We start from the raw sequence: 21,593 nt of genomic DNA, 5'->3' as shown, positions 1-21,593 counted from the left end.
TATTTCAACTCCCTATCATTTTTTGTTGAACTGTTCCTCATCAATCACTTTCCGTAATGCATTCCAAGAGAGCGTTGCGCATTTAATGCGTGCAGGGAACTTATTTACACCCGATAAGGCTTCGATATCTTCATATTCATCAAATTGAACATCTTCACCCAACATAAGCTGTGAGAAACGTGCAATCATTTCTTGTGCATCTTCCAACGTCTTACCCTTCACTGCTGCAGTCATCATCGAAGCTGAAGACATACTGATGGAACATCCATCACCGGTATATCTGGCATCTTCAACAACGCCATTATTGACCTTAAGCTGCAATGTGATCTTGTCGCCGCATGTAGGATTATTTAAGTCCACTGTTATAGCGCCATCTTCGAACTTACCTTTGTTACGTGGATTTTTATAATGATCCATAATTACCTGTCGATATAAATCATCAAGTTGCATCGCCAAAATACTCCTTTGTCTGGATTAAGGCACTGATAAGACGATCAACATCATCTTGTGTATTGTATAAATAGAAGCTGGCACGAACCGTTGAATTCACATTCAGCCAGCGCATAAGTGGCTGGCAACAATGATGTCCCGCGCGAACGGCTATACCACTTGCATCAAGAACGGTAGCTACATCATGAGGATGAACATCACCAAGATTAAAGGTTACAAGTCCAACTTCACGCGTACTAGGACCATATAAAGTAATTCCCTTAATTTCTGATAATCGATTCATGGCATAAGCCGCCAATTCTTTCTCATGGCGTTCAATATTATCCATGCCGACATCATTTAGGAAATCAATAGCTGCACCTAGTCCAACAGCTCCCCCTATAATAGGGGTTCCGCCTTCGAACTTCCAAGGTAGTTCTTTCCATGTTGAATCGTAGAGACCTACTTCATCAATCATTTCTCCTCCGAATTCAACCGGCTCCATGAACTCCAGCAGTGCCTTCTTACCGTAAAGTACACCGATTCCGGTTGGACCACACATTTTATGAGAAGAGAATGCATAGAAATCACAATCTAAGTCTTGAACATCTACTTTCATATGCGGCGTACTTTGTGCACCATCCACCACGATAATAGCACCATGACGATGGGCAATTTCTGCTATTTCTTTCACGGGATTCACGACTCCCATGACATTGGATACATATGCAATCGATACAATTTTAGTCTGCGCTGTTACTGATTTCTCAACTTCAGCCAGATCCACTGATCCATCCGGTTGCAAAGTAATATATTTGAGCGTAGCACCCGTAGCTTTAGCTACTTGCTGCCACGGAATAAGATTACTATGATGTTCCATAGGTGTGATCACAATCTCGTCGCCTTCATGACATACAGCACGAGCATACGATGCTGCAACCATATTCAATGCTGACGTCGTTCCCCGAGTAAAGATAATCTCTTGCGTACTTCGGGCATGAATGAAACGAGCCACTTTCTCGCGAGCACCTTCATATGCATCTGTAGCACGGCTACCGAGAGTATGCACTCCACGATGCACGTTCGCATTGTCCCATTCATAATAATGCTGCAGAGCGTCAATAACTACACGAGGCTTCTGTGAAGTAGCTGCGCTATCCAAATACACTAATGGATGACCATTGATCTCCTGCTGCAAAATTGGGAACTGCTCCCGCACGTTTAAATTCATCGTCCTAACTTCCTTTCAACAAGCGATTGAAGTTGAGTCCGTAACGCTTCAAGAGGAATCTGAGATACTACTGGAGCTAAGAAACCGTAAATAATTAGAGCTTCTGCTTCTGTACGAGAAATACCACGAGACATGAGGTAGTAGACTTGCTCTGGATTCACTTGTCCAACGGATGCAGCGTGTCCCGCAGTTACATCATCCTCATCAATCAGAAGAATTGGATTCGCATCTCCACGTGCTTTTGGACTAAGCATTAGTACTTTCTCTGTCTGTTGTCCGTCAGCTTTGGAAGCACCTTTCTCAATCTTCGTAATACCGTTAATGATCGCTGTAGCTTGTTCACGCATAACAGCACGTGTAATCATCTGACTAGGAGTGCTCTTACCGAAATGTTGCGCTCTAGTCGTATAATTAAGTTTCTGTGATCCTGAACCAACCGCGATAATCTTCGAATCTGAAGATGATCCATTACCTTTGAGGATTGAATTCGTATCACTCATGGTATTCCCGTCATTCATCTCACCGACGATCCATTCAATGACACCATCGTTCTCAACAATAGCACGACGATAGCTTAATTCAGTCACATTACTGCTCATTTCATGAACGGTTGCATAACGAACCTTAGCTCCAGCTTTAACAAATACTTCAACAGAACTATTATGGACTAAGTCCCCTGTAAGTTCTCCTGATACATAATTGTCTACATAAGTTACAGAACTATTAGTATCCGCAATAACCAATATATGCGGCGCAAACGTTGCTTGTACTTCATCCGCTAAGAAAATAGCTTGTAGAGGTACAGTTACTTCCACATTCTTCGGTACATATAGGAAAATCCCACCGTTCCAAAGTGCAGCATGTAGAGCAGTAATCGCATTCTCGTTCTTCTCAATGGCCTTATGCAAGTAACTCTTCACTAAATCTCCGTGTTCAATAGCGGCTGTATGAAGATTCATAAAAACAACGCCTTGTTTAGCTAATTCAGCTGAAAGCTTGGTATAGACCACACCGGAATTATGCTGAACAATTAGATTTCCTTCTGCATCTTCGTCTTTAATCAATCCTTGTACAGAAGCCGGAAGGCTCTTTAAGGAATCGATTGTAGTCGTTTCTTGATAAGTACCATAAGATTGTGTGTTCCAACGATCCACTCTTGTCTTCTCAAGACGAGGAAGTTCCAATTGACTTGCTAATTCCAAGGCTTCAAGACGAAGTTCTGTTAACCAATTGGGTTCATTATTTCGTAACGATGTCGCTTTTAAACTTTCGGTATTCACCGGAAGAATGGTTTGTGTTGTCATATCTTTGTCCTCCTCCCGTTATATTTACGCTTGACCTACTGTTTCGTCTTCAATGCCCAATTCTTCTTTAACCCAGTCGTAACCTTCAGCTTCTAGACGTTCAGACAACTCAGGACCACCAGATTTCACAATAACACCTTGCATCATAACGTGAACAAAATCAGGTTTGATGTAGTTCAATAGACGTTGGTAATGGGTAATCACTAAGAAACCACGGTCTTCGCTTCTCATAGCGTTAACGCCATTGGCTACAATTTTAAGTGCATCTATATCAAGACCTGAGTCAATTTCATCCAAAATAACAAGTTTAGGATCTAACATCATCATTTGTAGAATTTCATTACGTTTCTTTTCCCCACCAGAGAAACCTTCATTCAAATAACGGTGTAGGAATTCAGGGTTCATATCAAGTTCTTTCATCTTCGCTTCCATTTGACGGATGAATTTGATAAGTGAAATTTCGCTTCCTTCTTCACGACGTGCATTGATGGCACTACGAAGGAAATCGGAGTTCGTTACACCGCTGATTTCACTTGGATATTGCATACCAAGAAATAGTCCAGCACGTGCACGTTCATCAACTGCCATCTCAAGAACATCTTCACCGTTCAACAATACTTTTCCAGCCGTTACTTCATACTTAGGATGTCCCATTAGAGCAGAAGCCAATGTACTCTTACCTGTACCGTTTGGACCCATGATTGCGTGGATTTCTCCACCTTTCATTTCCAGGTTGATCCCTTTCAATATTTCTTTTCCTTCGATTGATGCTTTAAGTCCTTCAATGACGAAATTTGTAGTCATTTTTATTATTCCCTCCGGTATTCTGATATTTGTTCTGTAACTATATTTGAAATGGAGTGACTCTCCAATTTCAAGCATGAGTAATGTTGTTTATACTTATTCTAAACTAAATCCATTTGATTCTCAATGATTCTCATTAATTTTATACGAAAGAACATTTTTATCAACCCTATTCGTCAATGACCGTTTAGCAAAAAAAGGCATCTTATAAGTAAAATGGGCTTGGCTGAGATTTCAGCCAAGCCCATCTTCTATAAATATGCGCTATATTTAGCGAAATTATCCTAATAAAGAACGCAACATCCACATATGTTTCTCCAAGTCACCTTTGATCGTAATCAACAGATCTCCTGTCACATGGTCATGAGAATTCTCCGCAAGATCAATTCCTTCTTCAAGTTCTTCTGCAACGGTTGCAAAGTCTTCAATCAGATTCTGCACCATTTTACTTGCATCTTCTTTACCGTCAGCTTCTTGAATTGTTGTAATGTCTAGGAATTCTTTCATTGTTGCAACTGGACTTCCTTTGATGGTCAATAGTCGTTCAGCAACCTCGTCCATTTTTAACGTAATATCGTTATACAATTCTTCGAATTTCACATGTAATGTAAAGAACTTATCTCCGCGTACATACCAATGATAGTTATGTACCTTCACATATAGAACATTTAAGTTCGCAACTTGTTGATTTAGAACCTGTTCTAATGTTGTTTTTTGAGTAGCTGAAGTTGTTTTTGCCATGATAAATCCCTTCCTTTTCTATTAATATGGTATAAACCTGTCTGTATACTAAATGACAAGCAAGTGACCTGCATTAGGATGTCGTTATTAGTGAATCTCGGATATTTCGTTGCCCGCTTGCTTATCTATACTTTACCCCCTTTACCCATGTGATGAAACATCAAACGTCACGTTTCATTTAAATAAATGTACAAATTATGTCTAAATTCCGTTATACTAAATTATACCCAGTTAACAAGTAGGGATAACGTTATTTTAAACTCGCCGGAGGTGAATCCGTTTGTCCACATATCATCCCTTGAATAATGAGGAAGCTATCGCTTACGTCCAGGAAATACCTAATTTCTTCTCTGATAAATCCACTCTGGTTTGTCGTGAAATAGGAGACGGAAATTTGAATTTAGTATTTCACATTACCGACGCAAACACCGGTAAGAGTATCATTGTCAAACAAGCTCTTCCTTATGCAAAAGTCGTAGGTGAATCTTGGCCATTATCTTTAGATCGCGCTAGAATCGAACGAGAAGCACTCCAGAAACAATATTCACTCTGTCCAGGACGCGTCCCTCAGGTCATTGCTTATGATGAAGATCTTGCACTCACCGTCATGGAAGACTTAAGTGATCACATGATTATGCGACAAGGTTTAATTAATGGAGAGGAATACCCTCTATTTGCTGAACATATCGGAGAGTTCCTTGCTACTTCACTATTTTACACATCAGATCTATACCTAAATCCCGTTGCAAAAAAAGAACAATCCAAGAAATTCATCAACCCAGACTTATGTAAAATTACGGAGGATTTGATCTTTGAGGATCCTTATCATATCTCAGAACACAATAATTATCCCTATTACATTGAAGATGAAGCTCAGAATTTACGTGACAATTTGGACCTTCATTTAGAGATAGCTTTGCTAAGAGAAAAGTTCCTAACCCAATCTCAAGCGCTTATTCATGGTGATTTACATACCGGCAGTATTTTTATTACCCCAACATCCACAAAAGTCATTGACCCGGAATTTGCCTATTATGGTCCGATGGGTTTCGATATTGGTGCTGTACTAGCTAATCTAGTTCTAAATTATGTTGCACAACCCGGTTGGAATGATACGGAGTCCGCAGTTCTAGCGAAGGAAGCACAACTGCTACTTATGATTGAGAACGTCTGGAGAGAATTCGAATCTAAGTTCAGGACATTGTGGAATTCAGATATACAAGACCTAATGGCACGCACTCCGGGATATCAAGATATGTACGTTACACGGGTTTTTCAGGATACAGTTGGATTCGCTGGTTGCAAAATGATTCGACGCATTGTAGGGTTAGCTCACGTTGCTGATATCGATACGATCGTAAATGACGAATTGAAAGAGGCTGCACAGCGTAAGGCTCTAGCTATTGGGAAACAACTCATTCTAAATCATCGTCAACTATCTTCTGTTGAAGAATTGTTACGGATCATACAAGAAACGATTCCAACACCTACTAGACAAGGAGCTACAACATGAATCCGACAGATACTTCTGAACCTCTATCTTCTCTAACATGGAGAGACAATCATCTCGTTCTTCTAGATCAGAGATTACTTCCTGAATCCATTGTTATGTTGGACCTTTATACCCCAGAAGGAGTCTGGGATGCCATACATACGATGAAAGTACGCGGTGCTCCAGCGATTGGTATTGCAGCTGCATATGGTGTCGTTCTAGGAACTCAGATTTCCCTGGACAGCGACAACCCTAGTGAACCCACTAATGACGATCCAAATACGTGGTTGAATCATGTTCTTAAGGTTAGCCATTATCTAGCAACCTCACGGCCAACGGCTGTGAATCTTTTCTGGGCGCTAGATCGCATGAAGAATAGAGCAACAGAACTTACCCAAGAAGGACATACCATTGATGAACGGAATCAAGCACTTCTTGCTGAAGCACAAGCAATTCAATTAGAAGATGAAGAAGTATGTCGTCTGATTGGTGAACATGCACTCCCATTATTCCATGATGGTATGGGCGTACTAACCCATTGTAATGCTGGTGGGCTCGCTACTGCGAAATACGGTACGGCACTTGCTCCAATGTATCTTGCCCATGAACAAGGAATTCACTTAAAAGTGTATGCTGATGAGACTCGCCCTGTTCTTCAAGGCGCAAGACTTACCGCATTTGAACTACAACAAGCTGGAGTTGATGTTACACTTATTTGCGATAATATGGCTGGAATGGTGATGGCCAAGGGCTGGATCCAAGCTGTCATCGTCGGTACAGACCGAGTTGCTGCAAACGGAGATGTAGCGAATAAGATTGGCACTTACAGTGTAGCTGTACTAGCCAAAGCACATGGAATTCCCTTTTATGTAGCTTGTCCTCTTTCTACCATTGATTTAAATACCGAGACAGGTGAAGAGATTCCGATTGAAGAAAGACCTGCTGAAGAAATAACCGAAGGATTCGGCAAACGAACTGCACCTCAAGATATCAAAGTGTACAACCCTGCATTTGATGTCACTCCTAACGAATATGTAACAGCTATTATTACGGAAAAAGGGATCATCCAAGCACCTTACAAAGAAAATTTAGCTGCTATTTTTTCGAAATAACCCATACACATCTTCATTCAGCATAAAAGACCAATTCGCCTTGACGAATTGGTCTTTTGAATGTGACCAGGTTACACCATTTTCAGTAAAGCTTCTCTTCCCGTAATTCCTTGGGTAATACCCAACTTCTCTGCTTCATAAGTAACAGATTCAAGGGGTGCATCCAATAGCTCTTGAAGCGTTTTTACACCAACAGCTCTTCCAGCGATGATCTGACGATCAGACAGTCGTGTATTCAACAATCCAACATCCAGAGCACCACGAACGAGATAACGTATCAAGAAACCCCATGCCTACAGCGTATTCGAACATCTTATGACCCTGGAATCACAATGCGGTCACAATGTAATCATTTCTTCAATCGTGTTTGCTAGTTCGAGTTGCATACTAGGTATCACATGACTGTAAACATCTAGCGTGATACTAGACTTTGAATGTCCCAGTCGCTCGGATATGATCTTCACGTTCACATTTCGCTGAATCAGCATTGTTGCATGCGTATGCCTCATATCATGAAAGCGAATATGAGGTAACTCCGCTTCTTTAACATCTTTCAACCAAGTCTTTGTTAAGTTAGAGGGGTAAATCGTCTTCCCATTCTTTAAGTTGAATATTACGATATCTATATCTTCAAATGCTGGACCAAGTCTCTGTTTGAGTGCTTCGTAAGCCTTTCGCTGTCTTCGTAGTACTTCAACTAATTGTGAAGGAATAGATATCGTTCTATTCCCTGATATCGTCTTCGCTCCATGACTGAGACTTTTCCCATAGTGAGTTAGCGTCTGGTTTATAGCTATTGTTTTCTTCTCGAAATCAATATCCTTCCATCTCAATCCCAGAATCTCTCCTTGTCTCATTCCAGCTAGTAATGCCAGAGCATAAACACAGTAGTATCTTCTTGTTCTAGTGAAATTCAAGAAATGGTTTACTTGATCAAGGGTCCATACGTTTAGTTCTCGTTTCAACTTTTTTGGTAAAGTAACCTTCCTCATATTATTTTCTTTCATATATTTGTAAATAATGGCTGTGTCTAAAGCTTGCTTTATTAACGTTGCCACCCGCTCAATAGTGTTTCTAGCGTAGCCATCGTCATGCATACCTTTAATAAATTTTTGGCAAGTCAACGGGTCTAAGTGTTGTAGCTTGATGTCACCAATGCGAGGAATAATATGATTCTTCAAAACCAATTGATTATTGTAAAAGGTTGTATCATCGCATTCCAATTTCCTCACATGATCTAGCCAATAAGTCATAAAAGGGCCTACTTTTTGCTGATTGTTCTGCACATATTCATCATTTTGCACTTCTTTTTGTAAACTGATCATTGCTTTATTGGCCTCACGTTGCGTATCGAAGCCTCTTCTTCTTACCTGTTTTCGTTTTCCTCCCACGTAGTAGTCGAAGACGAAGTCCCACTTTTTTGTCGTTGGGTTTCTAGTAGGTGCAGCCATCCTACAATCCCCTCCATTCTTATGACCAAATGATACGGAGTCAGATCTGACTTATTTTCTAAATCAGTCATCTCTCCTATCCTCACCTTTAAGCCACTTATCAAGGACCTCTTCATGAACATACTGGCGTTTACCAACCTTCACAACATATAACTCTCCGCTGTCCATAATGTCATTAACAGTCTCTCTTCCAAATCCTGTTCTCGACATGATCTCTCTAATACCAAGTAACACTTTCTTATCTTTCACTTCCATACGATCACCTCTGATTTACTTCTATGTATTCATGAATTTGTCCGATACCACATTAATTATAGGTACCTGAAATGCAGTTTTCTTAACCTCTATTACGTAAAAAAAGAAGGTACACCAATCCCGTGAATACACACGGGAACAGGATACCTTCTGATTTTATTATTTATGAAAGAGATCTGTTCTTTTTCTTCAAATGTTATTCGATCGCTTCCCTCTTACTTCTTAAATCTAGATTTAAAAACCACAATTAAACCTCCAATGCAAATTCCAGTTAAAGCCATACCCGCAACAAAAAATACCGAATTCATCATGCTGTACACTCCCCATTTTTGATGTTATATATAAATATAATTTTAATTTTCGTTATCACTAGTAGGTTATTTTACCACACCTTTAATGTCAATAAACTTAGATGTCATTTAAGATTTCATGTGGTCTCAATTGCATTCACTAAATCACAGATTCGGTCACAATAAAGAGTGAATCCCACTTTATTTCACTTTTAGATCATAAATTTAAATGGATAATGAGCAATAACCCTAAAGCTTGTCCTAAATGGATTCCATCATGAAGTAATCAATGTTTATCAACCTTCCCAGAAATAACATATATGATGTGCACCACACATGATATAACCCTTAGAAGTATTAATGGTTAAGAGTGTAGTTTTGGGAAGTTTTACTTCAACTCCAGTCACAGTTATCCCCTCGATAATGATGGGCACAATATTAATTATGGTAGACACCTCCTCTAATCTGTCTCAACATTATGTGTATGCAATCTAAGACAAGAGAGTGTCTTAGACAAAACTGCGTAATTTGTCGAATTATGTACTTTTTCCACTTTAGTCCTACGACATTAGGACTATATTTATTTCCATTTTAATGGTATAGTTGATAACATAGGTAACATTTCACTGATAAGCTGGAGGAATTATGAATAAACAACAAATTTACGAGAACAATGGATATTTATTCAACGTCGACATATTGATCAAAGATGATTCCAGCGCTCAAGCTCTTCAATTGTTAATTGAAATCCTGAACGGAAACAACCAAGTTATGGATTTCAAAATTCAGTCTGGAATTACCTTAGGCGAGACTATAGATAAACTTCTTCAATCCAAGAATAAGGTCGCCATTCCTAAAAATGAATTGTTAAGCTCCCAGCTTTCTGAAAGTAACAATAGTAATACAAATAAAAAAGACTTAGTTCAAGCGTCCTCTCCTGCTAAAGCATCCACTACAACAAACAAGAACAAACAACAGTCAACATCAGAACATCCCAAAGATCCCCGAGCATGGATTAAATCTTGTATTAAAGACAATCGTCTCGTACGTCTAACTGCCAATCGGCAAGGTCAACATTTAGACATTCCATGTCGAATATTAAATTTCGATGAAGAACAACAATATATTAACGTGTACCATGTGGACGAGAAGCAAGTATATTCGTTTAAGCTTAACGAAATTGACTCTTTTACGGATAAATAGGATGAATAAACTCTTCATTTAACTCTCATCATGGATAAAAGAAAGAGGATCCTTGAGGGTCCTCTTCTTTAAGATTATACTTTCTTGGATTGTAAGAAAGCTGAGAAATAGCATAACCAGCCCGCGATGAATGCTACACCACCAAGAGGTGTAATAGCCCCTAGCACTTTAATTCCAGTGATACTTAACACATAAAGACTGCCCGAGAACAATATAATCCCAACAATTAATAACCAACCTGCCCATTTGAGGCTCTTTGACTCACCCCATTGACCAACCGTCAAGCTTATCAATAGAAGTCCAAGTGCGTGAATCATATGATAATGAACCCCTGTTTCGTATACCCCTAATGCATCTTCACCTATTCTTGACTCTAATAAGTGCGCCCCAAAAGCCCCAATCCCTACAGATAGAGCCATCAAAATCGCTCCCCATTTAGCAAATGTCCTTTGCAACTTCTTTCAGCTCCTTCATCATATATCAGTTATTCTTACGCTATAATACCTCATCCCCCACACCTTTACCACTTCATAGCTTTCAGGTCACAATATAACAATCCTTGATTTTTCTATTCAAATATGGAAAAGTAATAGTATTGTGAATATTTCTAAGAGGAGGAACAACCATGCATTCAAACGAACCACAGCAACCATCTGGTACAGAAGGATCATTCTTTAACCCGATCCTTTCAGATCCACCTGTTATTGTAAAGCATTCGGGTCCCGGAATTGCATCTTTTGTACTAAGTATGGTCAGCCTGTTAGGTTACATTGTATCTGTCGCCTTAATTGGCGCCCTCATCTCACCCATTTTAGATGTTGAAAGTAACGCCTTAGCTACCAACGACAATATAGTACAGAAATTGGGAATTGCAGTCTTAGTGGTCATCTTATTCATTCTAATGAACGTAATTGGCTTAATTCTGGGGATTGTTGGAGTATCACTTAAAAATAGAAAGAAAATATTCGCAATACTAGGTTTAATTCTTAATGGTGTTATTTTATTAAGCATAGCCTCGTTTTTTGTTATTTCTGTCATTAGTTCAACTACTTAAAGAAACACGAATGTAAAAGGGAGATTACTATAATATGCCATCCATTAAAATATTTGCTGACAGTACTAGTGATCTGCCTACGTCTTGGATTGAGGAATACAACATCGGCATTGTTCCGTTATATGTTGTATTTGGAGAAGAGTCCCTGAGAGATGGAATAGACATCACTCCTGTTGATCTCTATCAGAGAGTCAATGAAAGTGGAGAATTGCCTAAGACAGCAGCCCCTTCGCCGGCTGACTTCATGAGAGCCTTCAACCCGTACATAGAACAAGGGGATCAGATTCTTTTTATAAGCCTCTCTTCAGAACTATCCTCCACATACCAGAATGCCCTCATTGCAGCAGGTGAATATCCATCTGACCAGATCGCAGTTATTGATTCATTGAACTTATCATCTGCCATTGGACTTTTAGTGAAGAAAGCAGCTATAGCAGCTCAAGCAGGACAGTCATTGCAAGACATTGTAACTCTTCTCGAGTCTGTGAGACCTGAGATTGAAGCGGAGTTCGTTGTTGATACCCTAGAATATCTCTACAAAGGTGGACGTTGTTCTGGCATGCAGAACATCATTGGTAGCCTACTAAAGATTCGTCCAATCATTAAAGTAGCCGAAGGTAAAATGACACCTACGATTCGAGTCCGCGGTAAACGTGAAAAGGCTATAGAACAACTCTTACAAAATGCGATAGACAAGAAAGAGCTTATGGATCAAGATCACATCCTTGTCGTTCATTCTCTCGCGGAAGAAGATGCTCTCTTCTTACAAGCAAGTCTCCAAGAGGTTACGCATGCTAAGATTGACTTATCTACTGCTGGTTGTGTTATTAGTAGCCACTGCGGACCACAAACGATCGGCATTATGTATTCGAAGCAACCTCTCACAGTGAATAACGTAGTAGTGTAAAATAAACCCCTGACGAATGAACGTCAGGGGTTTGTCATATCGATTATCGCTTTAAAATTTTATTCGCTGACAATCCAGGTCTGTAGATCATCATCCTCTATAATGCCTAACGTAACATCGGCGATGTCCGGATCTAATAACAATAGACCTTTAACATCGAACTTAATATCATCTGCATCGGCAAGGGTAAGACCCTTTTCTAGCTCGATCAGGCCTTCTATATGGTAGTATCGACCTTCTTGTAGAATACGTAAAGAATGAATATCCTTCACATGTGCTGCTTGAAGAATAATCTTTGAGATTCTTGTTTCTATCTCTAGGGGTGCTGCCACGCCAATTAGACCAATCATATTGTCGTAACCTACCTTGAATGCAACTCCAACCATAAGTAACCCGATTAGCATGGTCGTTACACCGTCCAAATAAGGTGAAGCTACGAACGAAGTGACAACGATCGCTATTAGTGCAAGTAAGGCTCCCGTCACGGCTACCATATCTTCATAGAATACAAGCCTTGTTGGGGGTGCTGAACGACTTACATTTTTAAATGCCCCAGAAACAATACCGAAGCCCTTCGCCTCAACGCGAGCCTCATGCAGGATTTCTTTCATCGCTTTAAAAAGAATAGTCCCGTCAATAATAATATTAACTAAGAGTACTCCCACACTTAACCAAAAGTATCCTCCACTCGCCACTGGATGCTGGATTAGATGAATCCCCTCGAGAATCGTCTCATACGCCATGACCGTTACGACAATGACTGCGATCATACAGAAGATGTTGATGACACGACCGAAGCCGGTTGGGAAACGTCTTGTAGGCTTTTTCTCCGAAAGGACACTACCGATAAATACAAAAGCTTGGTTAATCGCATCTGCAAAGGAATGCATAGCCGATGCAAACATTGCCCCGCTACCACTCATTGTTGCAGCAACCGTTTTAATACCCGCGAGTAATGCATTACCTGTCATAGCAATAGCAGATGATTTGTTTCCTTTTTTAACTAGCTGCCAGAGGGTTTGTTTACCTTCTGTGGATGATCCTTGTTTCATAATTCCTCCTATGGTTTGTTTTTTACGAACTAGATTCTACAATATGTACTAAAAATACCTCTCTTGGATCATACCATTTTTTCGAAAATACTGGATTATTGTTTTTTCATTCCCACTACATCATTATTTGCAATTCCGCTTTATTTTCGTTACCATCTTACTTATATCATATGCAAGAATACAGGAGGATTATAAATGTTAGAAATGAACGATGTTATGAGTCGGTGGAAGAAACACCGTGAAGTGTTACATAAACTAATTGAGCTGGATCACAGTGAGCTAGTTCAGTACAAGCCTTGGGAAGGCGGAATGAGTTATGGCGAGCTGGCTCTTCATATTGCCCTTTCTACCGAAATGTTTACTAATTCAATAGTTCGCGGCGAATTTACACCTCCTCAGTCCAAAGACGAGTGGAATACACTAGAGGATGTACGTACCCTCGTACACCGTTACACTGAATCTACGAGTTCATTGCTCTCTTCTATCACAGAAGAACATCTGCAAAAAGAAGTCACATTCTTCGGAAATACAGCACCAGCTTATATATTCCTAAGCAATGCACTCGACCATGAAGTACATCATAAAGGTCAATTATTCACCTACGCTCGTATGGGTGGTGTGACCGAACTTCCATTCTTCATGTAATATGTAGATTGATCTCTTTAAGCCAGTCCTTTGCGAACAACGTAATGGACTGGTTTTTGCTTTGTAAAAAAATAAAACTAAGTTTTCTATAATTTCATTTTTGCAATACCGCGTTCAGACCTAGTCAAAAAATGAAGTGTATGTTCTTTAAAATTGGACGGAGGTAAATTTTGAATTTCATCAATCGCGTGAGGGAGCGTCAACTTATTACGGAATAAAAGATTATTAATATGTTTAATAATTCGGATATCTTCTTGATTCATCCCTTTTCGTTTCAATCCAACGATGTTAATCCCATAAATACTTGCTCGAGTTCCATTAGCTAAAGCGTAAGGTACAATATCTTTCGTTACACCACTTACTCCGCCAATCATCGATAATTGGCCGATTTTGCAAAACTGATGAACGGCAGTGCAACCACCAATAGTCACATAATCTTCAATTTCGATGTGGCCAGCAATTTGAACGTTATTAGCAAAAACACAGTGATCTCCAATTGCTGTATCATGACCAATATGTACAAAATTCATAATGAAATTATCATTTCCTACTTTGGTTACCCCGCCTCCTTTAATCGTTCCTTTGCTGATTGTCACATATTCTCGTACAACATTATTGTCCCCAATAGTAAGATATGTTTCTTGTCCTTCGTAACTCAAATCCATAGGAATACCCCCGATAATAGCCCCTTGAAATATGCGGTTATTCTCGCCAATTGTCGTGTTGCTGCCAATTCGAACATGACTTTCAATTTTACATCCGTTTCCCACTTTTGTGTTTTTTTCAATGATAGAATATGGACCAATTTCAACGTTATTTCCGATTAATGCTGTAGGATGAATAATTGCTGTGGAATGTAACATACAGTCTGCCTCCGTTTATAATTATTTTGAGTAATAAGAATATAATCGAATCGTTTTTAGGATTAATGCGATTTGTTTCGACATAATCTTTCTTTCGTTTGTATGTAATATTATAGTTTTAATTTCAATTTTTAGGAAGTTAAAATGTAGAATACGCTACATTAGAAAATCAATAAAAAACCTTGGGAATAATCCCAAGGCCATAATAAACAATTCTAGTACTCTCAGAAATCTAACAAACTTCAAATTCAAAGGTTTTACAATAAAACATAAAAGTCTCGTCCTCTTCTTCTTTAACCTTATAGTTTATACCTTCCAATTGGGAACATTAAAGAAGAGGAAAACAATAAAACCTACTTTAGGCCTACATTTTTCGACATGAACACAACACAAAAACGCGACAAAAGTCGGATTTAACTTTTGTCGCGTATGGTAAGAAGCATTTATTTATATATTAAATTATTGATATGAAGACGGACTATTAATTTTTAAACTCGTTCCAGAATGACACATCTTCCAGTGGTAAACGAACGGATGGCCGTGCTTCTACTGCTGCTTTTCCTAAGGCAATTAACATAACGGTCTTATAACGATCGGAAATATCAAATAATTGTTTGAATTGTTCTTCGTTATAGCCACCCATAGGTACCGTATCATATCCTTTAGCTTTGGCAGCAAGCATAAGTTGCATCGAGATTAATCCACCGTCAACCAATGCGATTTCTTTCAGTTTCTCAGCACCAGCATTCGGATACGTGTTCATAGTGTTCTTCACCATCATATCTTTAATATCCGGTGTCATCACTCCTGCTTCAACCGCAAGTCCGTGAATCTTCTCGACATTCTGATAAGCTTCCAAATCGCCGATCACAGCGATGACTGCGGAAGCATCAACAACTTGTTGTTGGTTAAATGCAACCGGAAGTAATTTCTCCTTCAAACTTGGATCTTGAATAACGATAAATCTCCATGGTTGTAGATTGGAAGAAGAAGGTGCTAGAATAGCATCTGCCAGAATCTCCTTAATCTCCTCTTCTGTCATCTTCCATGTTGCATCGTACTTTCTTACTGAATGTCTTTCTCTAATAACCGTATCGAAATCCTTCTCCACCTGTAATCCATTATTCGTCATTGTAACGCCTCCATATCCATTGTTATCTATTTATGTGTTTCTGTGTAAATATAAGCACAGTTAAATCCAAAAAAATATGTTCCTCCGTATGAGGATACAAATTCGTAAACCGCATCCCCTGAATGATCCATTTACTAACTGTTACTTTATAATGTACAGTATAGAACAAACAAATAACGGCTGTCAACACTATTCTTTATGTGCTAAATCTGCGATTGTATATTTCTTGAATGTCTCCAATATATTTCGATCCACTTCATTCAGTATTTCTGTGAAATCAGCTCTAAATCGAATTCCTAATTCATTCTCACAAGTCGTATCTATCATGGCTTTATATTTCGCAGTCCCTACCTCAAGCGCAATGTATACCTCTGCCAATGTGAGTAATTTAGGATCCCTTTTCAGCAGATATCCACCCTCTCTGCCCTCACGTGTCCCTAGAATGTTCTCCCTTACCAGATTAGCTAGTATTCTTCTTAACAAGGTTGCTTCGGAATGAAGAGACTGCGCAATATAACAACTGGGACAAGTATTCCCTTGATTATTAGCTAGCACTACTAAAGCCTGTACTGCAAGACCGAATGACTTGTACTGGGGAGACCCTGTAACTCGCTCTTTTACCATCATTGATCTACCCCTTCATTTCACGCTATAATGCATCATCATTCTAACAAATGCTATAAGCTTCGTCTATATGGTTGGTCGATGCTTTCATCTGTCAGCGATAAAAGTGGTAAGTTGACGATAGATCTCCACGATCTCATCCATAGACATACGTACAAGACCACTAGATGAAGGAGCAACGAACTCATGTATTTCATCCACGACGGATTCCGGTTGGAATCCCCATCCGACCTTCGTCTTACGGCTATATTCTGTATACACTCCCTTACCTACAAAACAAGCAACCTTCGGTTGATACTTATTTAATTTAGCACGAAGAATCTCGCGTCCCTCCGCATATTCTTCACGAGTAATATCATCCATACCTCTCGTAGGTCGAGAGACAATGTTCGTGAAGCCATACCCTAATTGGAGGAGATCTCCATCCTCAGAAGGATCATATAGCCGTGGAGTTAACTCCGAACGATATAGAATTCGCCAAAAGTTATTTCTTGGATTTGCGTAGTGATGACCCACTTCCCCTGAACGGATACTCGGGTTAAACCCGATAAATAAGATAGACAGGCCATAATCTAGATGATCTGGAATTTCTGACATAAGACCCACCTTCCACAACATTTTTAATATTGTATTTGACCAAGATTGAAATAGCAAATTCCCTAACAGTTCTTCTAAATACATTACCCTTTATGAAAAAATCCAACACATAGAAAGGACCATTCCCCTTCATAAAGGAAATGGTCGGTCTGTATTCATTCATTTCTGATTGATTAGATTACTTTTCTCTTCACAACAACGAAGGGCGCACGTTCATGTCCTATTAATGTTCTATCAGGTTTGACTATAACATCCTTATCGATAATCGCATGATCAATGGACGTGTTCTCATGAATGATCCCATTCTGCATAACAATGCTATTCTTCACAGATGCACCTTTACAGATACGGACTCCACGAAATAGAATCGAATTCTCCACGGTTCCTTCAATAACACATCCGTTTGCCACCATAGAGTTACTTGTATGTCCGCCAGCAATATGTCGAGCTGGAGGCTCATCTTTTATTTTCGTATAAATAAGACCTGGCTTAAAGAACAACTCTCTCCAGATATTCGGGTTTAGAAGATTCATACTATGCCTGTAATAGCTATTCAACGTATTAATAATACCTAGATATCCTTGATACGCATATCCATATATGTTCAAACGACCAATATTCGCCCGGATCGCATCCTTCATGAGACTGTGGTGACCTTCTGCCAACGATGTTTCTATTAAATCTAGCAATAAACTCTTCTTCAGAAAGAACATTTCCATGGATACTTTATCCCCATGTGGTGATGCATTCGGTTCCCACATCGAAGTGACTTTACCTTTATCATCCATCCCAATTCGAGTAGAGAATGAGTCAATATCGCTTGAGTCCTTATACAATATGGTGATATCCGCCTTAGTATCATTGTGGAATTCCTGTAATCCATTGAAATCAATATTGCAGACCATATAACTACGAGAGATCAACACATACTCCTCACTACTTCGATGTAGATAATCTCTATGTGCATTTAATGTATGTAAATCCCCATGGGTTGAGTCTAGCCCTTCTTTCATAGGAGGAAGAATAAATAAACCTGATCTTTTACGATCTAGATCCCATTCTTTCCCTGACCCTAAATGATCCATTAATGAGCGATATTTCGTGTGTGTGAATATGCCCACATTTGTTATACCGGAATTAACCATACTTGATAAAATAAAATCAATGAGACGGTACCGTCCCGCAAATGGAACAGATGCGATATTCCTGTGATACGTTAGCTCTTCTAACTGATCTGGTTCATTCACCATATTTATAATTCCCATCACATTCTTCATATCCCCATCTGCTCCTTTACGGTTAGAAACTCTGAAGGAATAGATTCATGGTTACCTACTAGCGTGACTTCCTCACTATCAGGTGAGCCCACAACACTACCATCCCCAATGATGGATCCCTCACCAACGATGGCCTTATAGATCGTGACATTCTCTCCAATTTTAGCGTTAGGCATAATAACAGAATCGGTAATAACGCTCCCTTTTCCAATCTCAACACCATAGAACAAGACGGAATGGTTCACTTCCCCGAATACAATGCAACCTTCATTCACCAGGGAGTTAGAAATAACTGCGGATTCAGCGATATATTGTGGTGGTTGATTCGGATTAAGTGAGTAGATTCGCCATTTGCGATCATGTAGATTCAATGTTGTCTCATCATCTAATAGATCCATATTCGCTTCCCATAAGCTATCAATGGTCCCAACATCTTTCCAATATCCTTCGAAAGGATAAGCTGTTAACTGTATGCCATCCTCTAACATGGCAGGAATAATATCTTTACCGAAATCATGACTTGACTTCGATTGGGCCGCATCATTCTCTAAGTATTGCTTCAGTGTCTTCCATGTGTAAATATACACGCCCATAGAAGCAAGATTACTTGTAGAATCTTCTGGTTTCTCTTTGAAATCAGTCACTTTATGGTTGTCATCCACACTTAGAATTCCAAATCGATTGACTTCTTTCCACCTTACACCAATGACAGCGATGGTGGCATCTGCCTTCTGTTCTTTGTGAAAACGTAACATGCGCTCATAGTCCATTTTATAAATATGATCTCCGGAAATAATGAGGACATATTCAGGGTTGTATTGTTCAATATAATCCATGTTCTGATAGATGGCATCTGCCGTTCCTTTGTACCAATCTCCACCTTTTCGCTTGATAAATGGTGGAAGAATAGATACGCCACCTTCTTTTCGATCCAAATCCCATGGCTTCCCAATCCCGATATAGCGATTCAATGCTTGAGGATGATATTGCGTTAAGACACCCACTGTATCTATACCTGAGTTCGTGCAATTGCTAAGCGTGAAGTCAATAATACGGTACTTACCTCCAAAGAATACCGCAGGTTTAGCAATCTTCTTAGTCAACTTCCCTAAACGTTTACCCTCGCCTCCAGCTAACAGCATGGCAATACATTCTTTATTCTTCATCACATGACCCTCCCTCTCAAGAAACGAATGCTTGTCTGGCTTATCACAGCCATCTGAGTACGTCCCTATTGAATAACCTATGAGATCAATACGAGCTTTGCAGGAAAGATAGATATGACTAACTAAGCTTGTTCTCGTCTTAAGATCATTCTATGTGCATTGATTGATGTTAAGTTTCTTCGACTTAAGATCATTCTATGTATATGAAAAAGTGGACATGAATATGTCTGGCAGTGTGTATTTCTCCTGCCAGACATATTTTTGCATATATACGCTATTCCTCTGTGGAGGGTCTATGATTAGAGCGTCTAAGATTCTGTTTGAGATGGGGTGACTTGACGGTTCGTCATTCTTGATCTCACAAGAAGCGCAGAACAGATTAGCGCTGCACCATTAATAATAAATATCCACCGAATAGGTAGCCACGTCCCTAACAATCCACCAATAATCGGTCCAGCCATCGTTGCCATCTGAGAAGCAGATTGATTCAAGCTAAATGCCCTACCGCGAAAACTTGAATCTGTTACATTTACAATCAATGCATTAATAGTTGGATACACGGCTGCAAAGAAAAGCCCATACACAAATCGAAGTACTCCGAACCCGATATAACCTGTCACAAAAAACTGCAATATATTCCCTAGACCTCCGCCGATCAGTCCAAGAAATAACACTTTCACGTATCCAATCTTTCTTCCTATTCTCGCCCACTGCGGAGCCATGATAATGGTTGCGATCCCAACAGCAGAGAATATAATTCCTGAAGTACGTGAAGCATTCTCCTTCGCAACCCCCATGTCCATGACATACACCGTAATGAGAGGTTCCAGAATCATAACCGAGAATGTTGTAATGAATACGAGCCCCATCAAAGTCATAAATGTGGTGTTCTTCGCCGCCATCTTCAGATCGTCCCTAACATGAGACCGGACAGCGTTACGATCGAAATTATGTTCTTTGGCAAAAAAGGTCGCAATCAACGCGGAGACTAATACGATGATGCTAGAGAATAGAAATGCATTCCGATTTCCGTAATAATGACTTACAAATCCTCCGATTAGGGGACCCAGAATACTTCCTGTTGCTCCAGCAGTAGACATAATTCCTAATGCATACCCCGTCTTATCTTCTGGTGTATTTGTTGCCACCAACGCAATTGCCGCAGGGACGAACCCAGCGAGTAACCCCTGCAACACTCTTACTCCTAAGAACCAATAGGGATCCGTTACGAAATAATTCAATAAGTATAATGCCGCAAGACTAAACCCTGACCGAATCAACATCGGCTTACGCCCATACTTATCTGCTAGAGAACCCCAGAATGGAGAGATCAATGCGCTAGCTAGGAAGGTGATTCCGAATGCCAATCCTGACCAAATCTCTATATTCGCTTCCACTCCAAGTTCCGTATTCAGAAATATGGGAAGAAAGGGAATGGATATTGAATAAGCTGTGCTACAAAAGAACACACCCACCCAGAGGACAACTAAGTTCCTTTTCCATAGAAATGTCATGTTTACTCCTTTCATATCGTATTTGATGTAGCTTGCTTCTCGTATGTCATATGAAAGATTCCCATCACAATTGGCAACATTAGGTACTATTCTACTCCTATCCTGCTGGAATCACTATACTATTAAGTCCGATTTCGATTCATTATTCTGTTCAAGGGTACAAATATATAAGAAGTAACGCTCAGAAACTGTTATAACAGGTGGAGGGTCAGGAATCGGGCAGGCAACAGCCAACCGTTTCGCCAAAGAAGGTGCAACGGTATGTCTGCTGGATCGCACTCCGAAACATGCGGAAGAAAGAAAACGTATAATTGAAGCTAACGGGGCAGTATGACAAGTTCTGTATAAGCGCTTTACAGCGCGAAAAAACAGAGATTTCATGAAATGAAATCTAACTTTACAACCGAGGATGGGAATGACGGAACCATGTATCCTGAAACCATCCCGTCA

24 protein-coding genes and 2 pseudogenes are annotated in these 21,593 nt (G+C 39.7%); 7 read left to right on the top strand and 19 right to left on the bottom strand.

Translation table 11 applies throughout. The features are described from left to right. Positions 1-15: 15 nt before the first annotated feature. The 5 genes from sufU to AC1D7X_RS11345 form a co-directional block, all read right to left on the bottom strand. Positions 16-450, bottom strand: coding sequence for a Fe-S cluster assembly sulfur transfer protein SufU (gene sufU, locus AC1D7X_RS11365; RefSeq protein ID WP_495455365.1), 435 nt, complete (start codon positions 448-450; stop codon positions 16-18). Beyond that, positions 440-1,660, bottom strand: coding sequence for a cysteine desulfurase (locus tag AC1D7X_RS11360; RefSeq protein ID WP_495475256.1), 1,221 nt, complete (start codon positions 1,658-1,660; stop codon positions 440-442). The genes sufU and AC1D7X_RS11360 overlap by 11 nt, the downstream gene beginning before the upstream one ends. Continuing rightward, positions 1,657-2,964, bottom strand: coding sequence for a Fe-S cluster assembly protein SufD (sufD, locus tag AC1D7X_RS11355; RefSeq protein WP_495455363.1), 1,308 nt, complete (start codon positions 2,962-2,964; stop codon positions 1,657-1,659). The genes AC1D7X_RS11360 and sufD overlap by 4 nt, the downstream gene beginning before the upstream one ends. A gap of 24 nt (positions 2,965-2,988) precedes the next feature. Continuing rightward, entirely contained in the window at positions 2,989-3,768 is a 780-nt protein-coding gene (gene sufC / locus AC1D7X_RS11350; RefSeq protein WP_495455362.1) for a Fe-S cluster assembly ATPase SufC, read from the bottom strand. Positions 3,769-4,047: 279 nt separating this feature from the next. Beyond that, positions 4,048-4,509 (bottom strand): Dps family protein, encoded by a 462-nt coding sequence (locus tag AC1D7X_RS11345; protein WP_495455361.1) that lies wholly within the window; start codon positions 4,507-4,509, stop codon positions 4,048-4,050. 280 nt (positions 4,510-4,789) lie between these two features. On the opposite strand from AC1D7X_RS11345, the gene mtnK reads away from it, so the two are divergent. Together mtnK and mtnA are read left to right on the top strand one after the other, a co-directional pair. Next, on the top strand, positions 4,790-6,022 hold the full coding sequence (gene mtnK / locus AC1D7X_RS11340) for an S-methyl-5-thioribose kinase (RefSeq protein WP_495475255.1): 1,233 nt from the start codon (positions 4,790-4,792) through the stop codon (positions 6,020-6,022). Then, complete coding sequence (mtnA, locus tag AC1D7X_RS11335; protein WP_495455359.1) at positions 6,019-7,113, top strand: S-methyl-5-thioribose-1-phosphate isomerase; 1,095 nt, start codon at positions 6,019-6,021, stop codon at positions 7,111-7,113. Before mtnK ends, mtnA begins: the two co-directional genes overlap by 4 nt. 71 nt (positions 7,114-7,184) lie before the next feature. Here mtnA and AC1D7X_RS11330 read toward each other — a convergent pair. The 4 genes and pseudogenes from AC1D7X_RS11330 to AC1D7X_RS11315 form a co-directional block, all read right to left on the bottom strand. Continuing rightward, a pseudogene (locus tag AC1D7X_RS11330) lies at positions 7,185-7,385 on the bottom strand (DUF1805 domain-containing protein); the annotation flags it as partial. 66 nt (positions 7,386-7,451) lie between these two features. Then, a complete protein-coding gene (locus AC1D7X_RS11325) occupies positions 7,452-8,564 on the bottom strand; it encodes a site-specific integrase (protein WP_495455358.1) in 1,113 nt (370 codons plus the stop codon). Between the two features lie 63 nt (positions 8,565-8,627). Continuing rightward, positions 8,628-8,819, bottom strand: a complete 192-nt coding sequence (locus AC1D7X_RS11320) for a helix-turn-helix domain-containing protein (RefSeq protein WP_495455357.1) — start codon at positions 8,817-8,819, stop codon at positions 8,628-8,630. 616 nt (positions 8,820-9,435) lie between these two features. Continuing rightward, positions 9,436-9,555 (bottom strand): annotated as a pseudogene (locus tag AC1D7X_RS11315) (YunC family protein); the annotation flags it as partial. A gap of 199 nt (positions 9,556-9,754) precedes the next feature. Here AC1D7X_RS11315 and AC1D7X_RS11310 point away from each other — a divergent pair. Next, a complete protein-coding gene (locus AC1D7X_RS11310; RefSeq protein WP_495475254.1) occupies positions 9,755-10,312 on the top strand; it encodes a hypothetical protein in 558 nt (185 codons plus the stop codon). Between the two features lie 74 nt (positions 10,313-10,386). Here AC1D7X_RS11310 and AC1D7X_RS11305 read toward each other — a convergent pair whose 3' ends face one another. Beyond that, positions 10,387-10,767, bottom strand: a complete 381-nt coding sequence (locus AC1D7X_RS11305; protein ID WP_495455355.1) for a DUF423 domain-containing protein — start codon at positions 10,765-10,767, stop codon at positions 10,387-10,389. A 170-nt stretch (positions 10,768-10,937) separates the two neighbouring features. Between AC1D7X_RS11305 and AC1D7X_RS11300 the strand changes: the two genes are divergently transcribed. Together AC1D7X_RS11300 and AC1D7X_RS11295 are read left to right on the top strand one after the other, a co-directional pair. Then, the gene (locus tag AC1D7X_RS11300; protein WP_495455354.1) at positions 10,938-11,366 is read left to right on the top strand and encodes a hypothetical protein; all 429 of its coding nucleotides are present in this window, start codon (positions 10,938-10,940) and stop codon (positions 11,364-11,366) included. 34 nt (positions 11,367-11,400) lie between these two features. Continuing rightward, on the top strand, positions 11,401-12,273 hold the full coding sequence (locus AC1D7X_RS11295) for a DegV family protein (RefSeq protein WP_495455353.1): 873 nt from the start codon (positions 11,401-11,403) through the stop codon (positions 12,271-12,273). Between the two features lie 59 nt (positions 12,274-12,332). Here the strand turns inward: AC1D7X_RS11295 and AC1D7X_RS11290 are convergent, their stop codons facing one another. After that, positions 12,333-13,325 (bottom strand): cation diffusion facilitator family transporter, encoded by a 993-nt coding sequence (locus AC1D7X_RS11290; protein ID WP_495455352.1) that lies wholly within the window; start codon positions 13,323-13,325, stop codon positions 12,333-12,335. 195 nt (positions 13,326-13,520) lie between these two features. Between AC1D7X_RS11290 and AC1D7X_RS11285 the strand changes: the two genes are divergently transcribed. Next, positions 13,521-13,970 carry a DinB family protein gene (locus AC1D7X_RS11285; RefSeq protein WP_495455351.1) on the top strand — a complete coding sequence of 150 codons (450 nt, stop codon included), beginning with the start codon at positions 13,521-13,523 and terminating at the stop codon, positions 13,968-13,970. 86 nt (positions 13,971-14,056) lie between these two features. Here AC1D7X_RS11285 and lpxA read toward each other — a convergent pair whose 3' ends face one another. The 8 genes from lpxA to AC1D7X_RS11245 form a co-directional block, all read right to left on the bottom strand. Next, positions 14,057-14,833, bottom strand: coding sequence for an acyl-ACP--UDP-N-acetylglucosamine O-acyltransferase (lpxA, locus tag AC1D7X_RS11280; protein WP_495455350.1), 777 nt, complete (start codon positions 14,831-14,833; stop codon positions 14,057-14,059). Positions 14,834-15,065: 232 nt separating this feature from the next. Beyond that, complete coding sequence (locus AC1D7X_RS11275; RefSeq protein ID WP_495475343.1) at positions 15,066-15,152, bottom strand: hypothetical protein; 87 nt, start codon at positions 15,150-15,152, stop codon at positions 15,066-15,068. Positions 15,153-15,314: 162 nt separating this feature from the next. Further along, complete coding sequence (locus AC1D7X_RS11270; protein WP_495455349.1) at positions 15,315-15,965, bottom strand: nitroreductase family protein; 651 nt, start codon at positions 15,963-15,965, stop codon at positions 15,315-15,317. 189 nt (positions 15,966-16,154) lie between these two features. Then, positions 16,155-16,592, bottom strand: a complete 438-nt coding sequence (locus AC1D7X_RS11265; protein ID WP_495455348.1) for an RrF2 family transcriptional regulator — start codon at positions 16,590-16,592, stop codon at positions 16,155-16,157. An 84-nt stretch (positions 16,593-16,676) separates the two neighbouring features. Continuing rightward, complete coding sequence (locus AC1D7X_RS11260; RefSeq protein WP_495455347.1) at positions 16,677-17,186, bottom strand: mismatch-specific DNA-glycosylase; 510 nt, start codon at positions 17,184-17,186, stop codon at positions 16,677-16,679. Positions 17,187-17,359: 173 nt separating this feature from the next. After that, on the bottom strand, positions 17,360-18,463 hold the full coding sequence (glgD, locus tag AC1D7X_RS11255) for a glucose-1-phosphate adenylyltransferase subunit GlgD (RefSeq protein WP_495455346.1): 1,104 nt from the start codon (positions 18,461-18,463) through the stop codon (positions 17,360-17,362). Continuing rightward, positions 18,460-19,629, bottom strand: a complete 1,170-nt coding sequence (locus AC1D7X_RS11250; protein ID WP_495455345.1) for a glucose-1-phosphate adenylyltransferase — start codon at positions 19,627-19,629, stop codon at positions 18,460-18,462. The genes glgD and AC1D7X_RS11250 overlap by 4 nt, the downstream gene beginning before the upstream one ends. Before the next feature lie 308 nt (positions 19,630-19,937). After that, positions 19,938-21,143, bottom strand: a complete 1,206-nt coding sequence (locus AC1D7X_RS11245) for an MFS transporter (protein ID WP_495455344.1) — start codon at positions 21,141-21,143, stop codon at positions 19,938-19,940. A 193-nt stretch (positions 21,144-21,336) separates the two neighbouring features. Between AC1D7X_RS11245 and AC1D7X_RS11240 the strand changes: the two genes are divergently transcribed. Then, positions 21,337-21,477 carry an SDR family NAD(P)-dependent oxidoreductase gene (locus AC1D7X_RS11240; RefSeq protein ID WP_495475342.1) on the top strand — a complete coding sequence of 47 codons (141 nt, stop codon included), beginning with the start codon at positions 21,337-21,339 and terminating at the stop codon, positions 21,475-21,477. Positions 21,478-21,593 lie beyond the last annotated feature (116 nt).

It is taken from the genome of Paenibacillus sp. Y568 (assembly GCF_059445545.1).
This window is presented reverse-complemented; position numbering and strand designations above follow the sequence as displayed.

Coding starts and splice junctions, on each gene's coding strand:
- AC1D7X_RS11300 (WP_495455354.1), top strand. CDS start 10,938: ATGCATTCAAACGAACCACAGCAACCATCTGGTACAGAAGGATCATTC.
- glgD (WP_495455346.1), bottom strand. CDS start 18,463: ATGAAGAATGTGATGGGAATTATAAATATGGTGAATGAACCAGATCAG.
- AC1D7X_RS11290 (WP_495455352.1), bottom strand. CDS start 13,325: ATGAAACAAGGATCATCCACAGAAGGTAAACAAACCCTCTGGCAGCTA.
- AC1D7X_RS11345 (WP_495455361.1), bottom strand. CDS start 4,509: ATGGCAAAAACAACTTCAGCTACTCAAAAAACAACATTAGAACAGGTT.
- AC1D7X_RS11320 (WP_495455357.1), bottom strand. CDS start 8,819: ATGGAAGTGAAAGATAAGAAAGTGTTACTTGGTATTAGAGAGATCATG.
- AC1D7X_RS11285 (WP_495455351.1), top strand. CDS start 13,521: ATGTTAGAAATGAACGATGTTATGAGTCGGTGGAAGAAACACCGTGAA.
- AC1D7X_RS11310 (WP_495475254.1), top strand. CDS start 9,755: ATGAATAAACAACAAATTTACGAGAACAATGGATATTTATTCAACGTC.
- sufC (WP_495455362.1), bottom strand. CDS start 3,768: ATGACTACAAATTTCGTCATTGAAGGACTTAAAGCATCAATCGAAGGA.
- AC1D7X_RS11250 (WP_495455345.1), bottom strand. CDS start 19,629: ATGAAGAATAAAGAATGTATTGCCATGCTGTTAGCTGGAGGCGAGGGT.
- AC1D7X_RS11260 (WP_495455347.1), bottom strand. CDS start 17,186: ATGTCAGAAATTCCAGATCATCTAGATTATGGCCTGTCTATCTTATTT.
- AC1D7X_RS11245 (WP_495455344.1), bottom strand. CDS start 21,143: ATGACATTTCTATGGAAAAGGAACTTAGTTGTCCTCTGGGTGGGTGTG.
- AC1D7X_RS11270 (WP_495455349.1), bottom strand. CDS start 15,965: ATGACGAATAATGGATTACAGGTGGAGAAGGATTTCGATACGGTTATT.
- sufD (WP_495455363.1), bottom strand. CDS start 2,964: ATGACAACACAAACCATTCTTCCGGTGAATACCGAAAGTTTAAAAGCG.
- AC1D7X_RS11325 (WP_495455358.1), bottom strand. CDS start 8,564: ATGGCTGCACCTACTAGAAACCCAACGACAAAAAAGTGGGACTTCGTC.
- AC1D7X_RS11295 (WP_495455353.1), top strand. CDS start 11,401: ATGCCATCCATTAAAATATTTGCTGACAGTACTAGTGATCTGCCTACG.
- sufU (WP_495455365.1), bottom strand. CDS start 450: ATGCAACTTGATGATTTATATCGACAGGTAATTATGGATCATTATAAA.
- AC1D7X_RS11360 (WP_495475256.1), bottom strand. CDS start 1,660: ATGAATTTAAACGTGCGGGAGCAGTTCCCAATTTTGCAGCAGGAGATC.
- mtnA (WP_495455359.1), top strand. CDS start 6,019: ATGAATCCGACAGATACTTCTGAACCTCTATCTTCTCTAACATGGAGA.
- lpxA (WP_495455350.1), bottom strand. CDS start 14,833: ATGTTACATTCCACAGCAATTATTCATCCTACAGCATTAATCGGAAAT.
- AC1D7X_RS11265 (WP_495455348.1), bottom strand. CDS start 16,592: ATGATGGTAAAAGAGCGAGTTACAGGGTCTCCCCAGTACAAGTCATTC.